At 41.8% G+C, this 6,978-nt stretch carries 6 protein-coding genes, 1 tRNA gene and 1 pseudogene; 5 read left to right on the top strand and 3 right to left on the bottom strand.

The annotated features are described in order from the left end of the window. Positions 1-827: 827 nt before the first annotated feature. Both BN35_RS10990 and BN35_RS10985 read right to left on the bottom strand, forming a co-directional pair. Positions 828-2,039: a GH25 family lysozyme gene (locus BN35_RS10990; protein WP_028901321.1), complete on the bottom strand. Its 1,212-nt coding sequence runs from the start codon at positions 2,037-2,039 to the stop codon at positions 828-830. Next, positions 2,036-3,046, bottom strand: coding sequence for a hypothetical protein (locus BN35_RS10985; protein ID WP_248616690.1), 1,011 nt, complete (start codon positions 3,044-3,046; stop codon positions 2,036-2,038). The genes BN35_RS10990 and BN35_RS10985 overlap by 4 nt, the downstream gene beginning before the upstream one ends. 364 nt (positions 3,047-3,410) lie before the next feature. Here BN35_RS10985 and BN35_RS10980 point away from each other — a divergent pair, with 364 nt between their 5' ends. Further along, a complete protein-coding gene (locus BN35_RS10980) occupies positions 3,411-4,019 on the top strand; it encodes a nitroreductase family protein (protein WP_025073155.1) in 609 nt (202 codons plus the stop codon). 104 nt (positions 4,020-4,123) lie between these two features. Here the strand turns inward: BN35_RS10980 and BN35_RS10975 are convergent, their stop codons facing one another. Then, positions 4,124-5,821, bottom strand: a complete 1,698-nt coding sequence (locus BN35_RS10975; protein ID WP_028901324.1) for a S41 family peptidase — start codon at positions 5,819-5,821, stop codon at positions 4,124-4,126. A 175-nt stretch (positions 5,822-5,996) separates the two neighbouring features. On the opposite strand from BN35_RS10975, the gene BN35_RS10970 reads away from it, so the two are divergent. The 4 genes and pseudogenes from BN35_RS10970 to BN35_RS13275 form a co-directional block, all read left to right on the top strand. Next, positions 5,997-6,070, top strand: a tRNA-Asn gene (locus tag BN35_RS10970). Between the two features lie 163 nt (positions 6,071-6,233). Continuing rightward, positions 6,234-6,374 (top strand): hypothetical protein, encoded by a 141-nt coding sequence (locus BN35_RS13520; RefSeq protein WP_234396805.1) that lies wholly within the window; start codon positions 6,234-6,236, stop codon positions 6,372-6,374. Positions 6,375-6,428: 54 nt separating this feature from the next. After that, the gene (locus tag BN35_RS13280; protein ID WP_044071540.1) at positions 6,429-6,815 is read left to right on the top strand and encodes an ISAon1 family transposase N-terminal region protein; all 387 of its coding nucleotides are present in this window, start codon (positions 6,429-6,431) and stop codon (positions 6,813-6,815) included. Further along, positions 6,781-6,978 (top strand): annotated as a pseudogene (locus BN35_RS13275) (ISAon1 family transposase); the annotation flags it as partial. The gene BN35_RS13280 and the pseudogene BN35_RS13275, both read left to right, overlap by 35 nt.

The following is a 6,978-nucleotide window of genomic DNA, read 5'->3' as shown; positions in this document are numbered from 1 at the left end:
CCTTATATGGTCAGTGTTCTTATTTTATGCTTATCAACAAAATCGTATTTATCGGTTTCTTTTCATTAGCAAAATTTGGGAGAGCGAACTAAATGTTCTTTCAACAAGAAGTATGAGAGAATAAAACAAGTAATCTTTGCCTTCGTGCAATACTGTCCTTCACTTTTTAGAGAATTGGGTTAGGCGCGCGACTCTTTCGTGGAAGAGCGTTATTTGAGCCGCAAAAACCACCCATCAAATAGTGTGTGTAGGGTTGGAGATACGCTGTTTTTGGAGGAAGATAAATGCTGAATTTTCTTTACAAAGTGCCTCTCATAACTCGCGTGTAAACCACCAACAGCAAAGTTGGTCGCAAATACGCGAATTATGAGCAACTTTCATAACCGATTGTTATTGAGCATTTTATATTAAAGTTGTCTCTTTTTATTCCAATTCTTTCCACTTTTTGGCGACTGAAGCATTGAGATAAGCCTGCTATTTGTATGCTTTAATGCTCCTGAAGTATGTGAATAGCACCTCTATTGAGTGTTTCCAAGAGCGTAAAGTCCATGTTTCAGCTTGAAAAGACGCCTCGTTTGTGAAAATCAGCTCATTTTTGCATTTCGTTTGCCTATTAAAATTTTCTATTTTGAAGATTTTAGATGGTCGATTTTTGGTAAAATAAAAGGACAAAAACATTGTTTTGAAGGTGCATTTCCAACTGACTTACTAAGTTGAGAAATCGTAGTCATGTTACGGCAGAAATGCACAAATTATGTTTTTGTCTCCTTTATGTTGGTCGTTATTCAGTTGCTTGTTGCAGTATGTACGCATCAACGATAATGAGATTACTTGATGCGTTCGTTCCGCAAGAATTCTTCGAAGCTGTCCTGATAGCCGTTGAAAATATTGATGTCAACATCGCTCTTGATGCCTTTTACTCTCCCGTCAGGACTTAGCTGCCACATCACCAAGTGAACGTTAGGTTTGTATTCGCCATAACGTGCTATCCAAACATTGTAGTTTTTCATGAGGTCTGGTGCTTCGGGCAGGTATTTATTGACAAAAATCTGACTGATATATAAAATAGGTTTTACGCCTACATGCTTTTCTACTAATTGTAGCCATGCTCTCACCTCGTTAAACATCGCCTTTACTCCGCCCATCTTAGCGATTTGACTGGGATAAGGCTCCACATCAAGGACTGGAGGAAAGTCTCCCTTTTGAAAGAGAGTGTTGCGCAAAAAGTACTTGGCTTGCGCCTTTCCACTGGTCAGGGTAGAGAAGAAGTGATAAGCACCACAGTGGATTCCGCTTCTTTTGGCAGCCCGATAATCGCCCTTATAATATCTGTTTCGTATCGTTGTACCTTCTGTAGACTTAATATAGCAGAACGAAATGGGATAACTCACAGTGCCACGGATGTGCTTCTTGCTAATTGTTCCCAAATGAGTAATGCGGAGTTGATTCCAATAGATGGGGTAATACTTTTTGCCTATTTTGTGTTGATGGCGTGAAATGTCGATGCCATAGATGCGTTGTTCCGTATAAACCAGTCGCTCTCCAAGATAGCGGTCAGCTTTCCATTCTCCTAAACGCAACTTTTTAGGCGATGAGGCGAAGCCAAATCCGCTACGTTCGCCTTGCAACCAATAGCCATGATAATAAGTTTCATCGGTAGATATGTAGCTGCCAGCACCATCGGGTTGCCCTTTCTGATTGAGTTGCCCCGTATATACGCCAGTAGAATCGGTACGAGTTCCATGGATTAAGATGTTTGCTTTCCACAAGCCAACGATTTGTTGACCGCAACTGTCGTAACTAACACCTTTGCCTTCTCGTTTGCCGTCGACCCACTGCCCTGCATACACGATACGACCATGATAGCGCATTTCACCATAACCCTCATATTTTCCTTTGACCAATGTGCCGCGGTAAGTATAGCCACGCTGTTGTGAAACGACTTGTACATCGGGGTGTATTCTGCTGCAAGACATGCAAAGAGAAAGGACGAGGAGCGTTACGAATGTGGGGAGCGATGAATGAAAGTAGATTTTCATGGCTTTCCCTCCTTGCTGAAAAAGTCGAGTAATTGGGTTCGGTCAATGACATGTTTCCCTTGTGTGATGCCTATCAAACGCCCGCCAGAACTAAAAACTGGAGAACCAGCACCTGCCAGCACTGTTGGTAAATCGTGTTGGCGGTTGTGAAGAACGGTTGAAAGGATGCAGCAATGCGCTTTTTGTGTTGCCAATTCTGGAATGCCGAGTCCACCATAACCTACTGCCAGTGCATCTCCGTTGGCTTTTGCCTTCCACGGCATGACAGATAAAGGAACTGCGCCCGTTGGTGTTGTTTGCGTTGTTGTTTGCAATAGCACTGTTTGCTGTTTCGCTGAAGCGTTGATTTCTACCATGTAGACATGCTGGCGTTCGCCTTTTCTGTTATTGTAGTGGGCGGTATAGCTCGTTTTGTGGAAGATTCGAATTTGTTTACTTTTCTGAATTGAATCAAGAATGCTCAACAGGGCTTTTGCTTGTGCTGTCCTATTTTTTATTTCATCGGTGTATCCTGCCACCGTATTATATCCTTCGTCATGCACATTATGTATGCGGAGATAATAATTGAGTTCTTTCAGACGAGACTGCAAGCGGCGTATTCTCTGCTGGTTTCTCGCTTGTTCTTTTCTTATCAGCGTACACGCATCGATGCCGACAGCCTTGTTGATATTGGTTTTGATAGTGACCAATCGACCATGACACGATGGAATCACGGCATATCGGTTGAGCCAAACTCCCGTAGAGTAGGTCGTTAGGGTGGAAGAATCTCGATAAACAGAAAGGCGACTCAAGCTCGAATCGGATGAGATGTCCGCAAAAAACAAGACTTTTTTGCCATTGCATACAATTTCGTACCATGACTTACTTTCAATGACAGCCACTGCACGTTTCATTTGTTGTCCAGTGGAGGGCCAACAAGTCCATGTCACCCACGTAATCACGAATAATAGTGCGATGACCAAAGCTATCAGCTTCATGCGGCTGATGTTGCGAAGTTTCTGTTTCATGCACTGCAAAGTTACCCTAAAAAGCAGATAGTGCAAAAAGATACTTGCCTTATTTTTATTCCTTTCGTATAAAAGTAGTGGCACACAATAGGACTACACTTGATGATAAAGCGGCTGAATGTAGGCGATGCTGCATTTATGTTCGCCTCAGTAGATGAAATGACATGGTGGGGTGAGCAGCAATCTGTCACGGGAAGCTCATCTGCAATTAGGCAATGAAATGGTGCATTTTACTCTTTATTATCATTTTTCAACGATAGATACTTCTATTTTTTCAATAATTTATGGTATATTTGTAACAAAGACTTCTGATATAACATTTTAAGGAAGCCTTTTCTTCTAAAGAAAAAAATCAAATATGAAAATGAAAACGAGTAGAACTTTTTTGGATGCCATTGCGCGTCGTCGTAGCTATTATGCGTTAAAAAATGAGTCGCCAATCTCTGATGACGCTATCCGTGAGATAGTTGAGTGTACTATCAAGCATGTTCCTTCACCCTTTAATAGTCAGAGTACTCGGTTGGTAGTGCTACTGGGTGAGCATCACCAAAAGGTGTGGGAACTTACAAAAGACGTATTGAGAGAGCGAATCGATCCCGAGAAGTTTGCGCAAACAGAGCAAAAGATTAACGCTTCATTCCAAAGCGGATACGGTACAATTTTGTATTATGAAGACCAATCGGTAGTGCGTGGCTTGCAAGAAAAATTCCCCTCGTATGCCGACAATTTCCCCATTTGGTCTGAACAAACGAACGGTATGCATCAGCTAACCTTGTGGACAGCGCTCGAAGATGTTGGTTTTGGTGCCTCAATACAACATTATAACCCGTTGATAGACGAGGTGGTAGCGAAAGAGTTTCACATACATCCTGATTGGAAGTTGCGTGCTCAAATGCCCTTTGGCGTCCCAGCAGCAGAGCCAGAGGAGAAAACTTTTGAACCTCTTGACAAGCGACTTCGCTTCTTGAAGTAGCAGTAATAAATTGATTATCAATCACCAAAATTGTTCTGACCATTTCAGTCTCGAACAATTTTGGTTTCTTCAGGTGGACTTCTTTCCTTCTGTTGCTTCTTCGCTTAGTGCTTGTTTTGTGTTCCTTTGTTCGTTACACCTTTAGCACCCGATAGAATTTGGTTATATTCTTCTTTATTTTTTAGCAGTCGTATGGCTTCCTTTGTTTGTTTGTCGTATTTTAAGCCGTTTTGAATGGCTCCGCCTTGAAAGTAATAAGCCGTTAGAATATCAGCCGATATGATTTGTTTCAGTTCATTTTTGTTCAATTCCAAATCTTTTGCAACATCATGAGTCAGTTTCTTCTTGAGTGCTGCAAATTCTGGTTTGGCATCTTCATAGTATCCTTCAAACTTAGCTATCTTTTCCAATTCCTTTAACATCTTCTCGGTTCCTGGGTCATAAGTGAACTTATTTTTGAGAACCTGCTGCTTAAAATCATTGAATTCAGCATCTGTTAGTTCGAATTGATTTGCGGGTGCAATCGTCTTGTGTTTGGCAATATAGTCAATCACGTAGTTGAACATCGTTTCAGTACTGTCGCCATGTTGCAAATATGCCGAAATATTCGCAATGGTATCGGGCTTGATTTCTACATCCGGCATAATGCCTCCACCGTCTCTCACCTCACGACCATTTTTGGTATAAAATACCCTTGTCAGTGAATCGGGAAGTTGAGTATTGAGGGTTTTCCCTTTCTTGTGTTTGTAGTTAATGGCTTGAATACATCGACCGCTGGGTATATAATAATGTGCGGTGGTCACTTTCATGTTGCCATTGTAAGGAACTTGCATCGTCATCTGTACCAAACCTTTACCGAATGTGCGCGTTCCTACAATGACAGCTCTATCTAAATCTTGCAGACTGCCACTGGTAATCTCACTGGAACTCGCTGTCATGTTGTTTACCAAGACAACCAAAGGCATAATTGTATCTACGGGCTCCATGCGTGTCTTAAAGGCATGGTTGGCACGTTTCAGCTTTCCTTTGTTGGTGACGATGGTGACATCTTTAGGTACAAAGATGTTCACCAGGTCGACTGCTTCTTGTTCAGAACCGCCACCGTTGCCACGCAAGTCGAGTATCATGCCTTTTGCGCCTTGCTTTTTCAGGTCAATGAAGGCTTTACGCACCTCTTTGGCGCAATCTTCGTAATACTGGAAAAGATTGATATACCCAATATCCTGAGTTAGCATGCCATAAAAAGGAATGACAGGCATTTGGATAGAGCGACGTTTTACTTTGAACGTCATTACCTTTCCTGTGGAAGGTCGCTTTATCTTTAATAGGAAAGTAGAACCGGGTTCGCCTCGAAGGTGCTCACTCACATACTTCGTATCTTTACCAACCATGGTAGTATCGTCAATCTGAAGGATGATATCCCCCTTTTTTAGACCCACTTCGGCTGCTGGCATCTGTGCATAAGGCTCGTCAATAACAGCATTTTTGAGTTGCAGATGATAGCGTATCAAGGCTCCTATGCCGCCATATTTCCCGGAGATAAAGCGTTTAAGCTCCTGTGTCTCACTCGCTGGATAATACTCTGTATACGGATCTAACCGATTCAGTATCCCCTTGATGCCATCGCCAATGACTTCATTGGCATCAAGCGTATCAACGTACATCAAGTCCAGATTCTTATAAACTGTATTGAAGATTTCTAAATTTTTCGCAGTTTCAAAGAGGTGATTTTTGTCTTCCTGCCCATAAGTAAGCGTGGGCAGTATGACTACCAATAAGAGAGATGTCAATAATTTTTTCATTCTACATGATTTAATGATGAGCAAAGATAATATTTTAACCTCATAATGAGGCTTCGATTCACAAAAAATTGCCCATTTTAAGGTGCAACGATTATTTTTTTTCAAAAAAGTTTGCAAGTTTCAAAAAAACGTTCTACCTTTGCATCCGCAATCGAGAATACGAATTGCAAAAAATGCTTCAATAGCTCAGTTGGTTAGAGCACCTGACTGTTAATCAGGGGGTCGTTGGTTCAAGCCCATCTTGAAGCGCACAGAGCAGAAGTCCTATCAAAAGGGTTTCCGCTCTTTCTTGATAAGAAAAAATGGGGGCAGTGGCTACTCATTTGTATATCTTTTGGGTCAGTCGTAAAACCCCGTTGCATCCCTCTCTCCTCATGCACATAATTTCATAAGTATTTGTTATCTTTGCATCATGAAGACCGAGCAATTGTTGCGTTGTATCTTTCCAGAGATACTCGCAGATTATTTTGATGTGATAGATATCCAAGAGAACATTTCCCAGATAGACTTCTGGTTGGATGAGCGTAACTTTATGGAAAAAGCGGGTCAGTAGAAATTTCCTGGGGAATAATTTGTTATTTATCTTAATAATTCCGAACTTCGCATTATGGAAGAAAAAATGTTACGCACCTTGGCAACTCTTGTTTTGCCTTCTCAAATATTAGATTTTTTTACTATAGTTTCTGTCCGTGAAGTTGGACCTGAGTTTCATATTAGTCTTGACGAACGTATGGACAAGACTTTGTCAGGTGATGCCAACTTCGAGTCCAAGGGGTTCATGGAGGCAGTTAATATAACAGACTTCCCTATTCGAGACCATAAGGTAATCTTGAAAATTCGTCGCAGACGATGGACGGATTTGCGCACGGGCAAGAGTTTTACTCTTCCTATCGCTTTAGACATGGTAGCTCAGGGCACCCGTTACTCCAAAGAATTTGGAGCTTTTTTAAAAGAAACGTATGGAGACTTCCCCAGTGACTTGCCGTACGCTTGAAGATTTCTATCATATTGACGGACACACATTTGAGAAACAATATAAAGAAGTCCTGAGCGGCTTCCGCCAATGGGACCAGATAGAACATGCCAACGAGTGGCTGCTCTTTCCTGACAACATCGGGCCTTCTCTGGCCATTGACGAAACTTCACTGTCCAACGGT

The sequence above is a fragment of the Hoylesella timonensis 4401737 = DSM 22865 = JCM 15640 genome (genome assembly GCF_000455445.1).
In the GTDB taxonomy this organism is placed as follows: Bacteria; Bacteroidota; Bacteroidia; order Bacteroidales; family Bacteroidaceae; genus Prevotella; species Prevotella timonensis.
This window is presented reverse-complemented; position numbering and strand designations above follow the sequence as displayed.